This window comes from Massilia sp. CT11-108 (assembly GCF_047302915.1).
In the GTDB taxonomy this organism is placed as follows: Bacteria; Pseudomonadota; Gammaproteobacteria; order Burkholderiales; family Burkholderiaceae_D; genus Telluria; species Telluria orientalis.
On record NZ_JBKYMO010000820.1, the window covers coordinates 1 to 1,682 of the forward strand.

Below are 1,682 nucleotides of genomic sequence, written 5' to 3' on the forward strand. Positions count from 1 at the left end.
CATGTTCGCGCCGAGACGGAAGCGCTCGTGCGCGCGCAGGCGCAGGCGCACGACGTCTGCCTGCCCACATAACCAGCCGGACGCCGCACCGGCACTTCCATCGTCGCGCCGCTGCAGGCGCACGAGCAGTTCGAGCCGGCCCTCCATCGGCAGCGATGCGATCGAGTATTCGCGCGGGTGCTCGGGATCCGCCGGCGGGCCGGACCGATAACTGGCTGCTGTTCGGCGAGCGCAACCAGATCCACGATTTCCTGCTGCGCGCCGAACTGCAGGCATGGCGCGAGGACGGCGACCTGGCGTACCTGGACCTCGCGTTCTCGCGCGACCAGGCCGAGCGCCGCTACGTGCAGGACGTGCTGCGCGACCGCGCCGACCGGCTGCGCGAGTGGGTCGAGCGCGGCGCCGCGATCTATGTCTGCGGCAGCCTGCAAGGCATGGCCGGCGGCGTGCACGAGGCGCTGCAAGGCATCCTCGGCGCGCAAGCGCTCGACGGGCTGACAAACGAAGGCCGCTACCGCCGCGACGTTTATTGACCGCCTGCCGCCACGGTCGTCGCGTCGATCTCGGATCCCCACGGATCGCGCAGCGCGACCGGCTTGCCGTCCGCGCCAAAATCCATGATCACGTCCTTGTCGCCCGCATAGCGCGGCCACGCGGGCAGCTTGCGGCCGTTCGGGTCGCCCTTCTTCGCGAAGTTCACGAGGTAGGCGCTCATCGCGCGGCCCATCGCCACGTCCTTCTTCGTGACGGCGTCGCCGTACTTGACGTCGACCGTGTCGAAGAAATACGGGATGTCGCTCGCGTGCTGCGCGCCCGTCTTGCCGATGCTGTCGGCCACGTACGAGAAGCGGTATGCGTACACGGGCACACCCTGCGCGGCGAGGCGGCCCGCGAGGCTGCGCGCGCCCGCGACCATGAAGCCAGTCTTGCCGCCGATGTCGGCACTCGTCGCGCCGATCATCACGGGGACTTTCGCAAAGCGGCCGGACGCGAACGCGGCGCCCGACTCGACGGCCACCTTGCCGTCCGCGAACGGCCCCGCATACGTGGCCGGATTCTGCGGCGCACGGTTGGCCAGGTTCATGCCGTCGACGATTTGCTCGGCCGGCAGCGCGCGCAGTTTATCCAGCGCCTGCGGATCGTCCGCCGCGATGCCCTTGGCCGTCGCGAAATTCACGCCGATCTGCTCGACGGCAGCCAGCCCCGGATCGGCCGACTTGCCGTCGCCGCCGGACAGCACGACCGCCTTCGCGAACAGGCCCTGCGTCTGCGGTGATGTCAGCAACGCGTTGACGGACATGCCGCCGGCCGATTCGCCGATGATCGTCACGTTGGATGCATCGCCGCCGAACGCCGCCACGTTGCGCTTGACCCACTGCAACGCGGCCAGCTGGTCCATGTACCCGTAATTCCCGAGCGGTTCGTCCTTTGCATGCTGCGTCAACTGGGGATGGGCGAAGAAGCCGAAACGGCCGAGGCGATAGTTGAAGCTGACCAGCACGACGCCCTGCTTCGCCAGCGCGGCACCGGAATACGTCGGCGGCGACGACCCGCCGTTGACGAAGCCCCCGCCATAGATCCACACGATCACCGGCAGCTTCGCGGACGCTTTCGCCTTCGCGGGACGCCACACGTTCACGTACAGGCAATCCTCGGCCGGCGGCGTGCCGAGCGGCGCGGCG

The 1,682-nt window shown here is 69.0% G+C and carries 2 protein-coding genes and 1 pseudogene; 1 reads left to right on the forward strand and 2 read right to left on the reverse strand.

Features of this window, described 5'->3' with window-relative positions; genetic code table 11:
* Positions 1 to 195 (reverse strand): annotated as a pseudogene (locus ACEN88_RS31045) (oxidoreductase); the annotation flags it as partial.
* Between ACEN88_RS31045 and ACEN88_RS31050 the strand changes: the two are divergent.
* Positions 156 to 533, forward strand: coding sequence for a hypothetical protein (locus ACEN88_RS31050; RefSeq protein ID WP_413345931.1), 378 nt, complete (start codon positions 156 to 158; stop codon positions 531 to 533). The pseudogene ACEN88_RS31045 and the gene ACEN88_RS31050 overlap by 40 nt on opposite strands.
* Here ACEN88_RS31050 and ACEN88_RS31055 read toward each other — a convergent pair.
* A partial coding sequence (locus ACEN88_RS31055) for a carboxylesterase/lipase family protein (RefSeq protein WP_413345933.1) occupies positions 527 to 1,682 on the reverse strand: 1,156 nt, incomplete at its 5' end. The two genes, ACEN88_RS31050 and ACEN88_RS31055, sit on opposite strands and share 7 nt — an antisense overlap.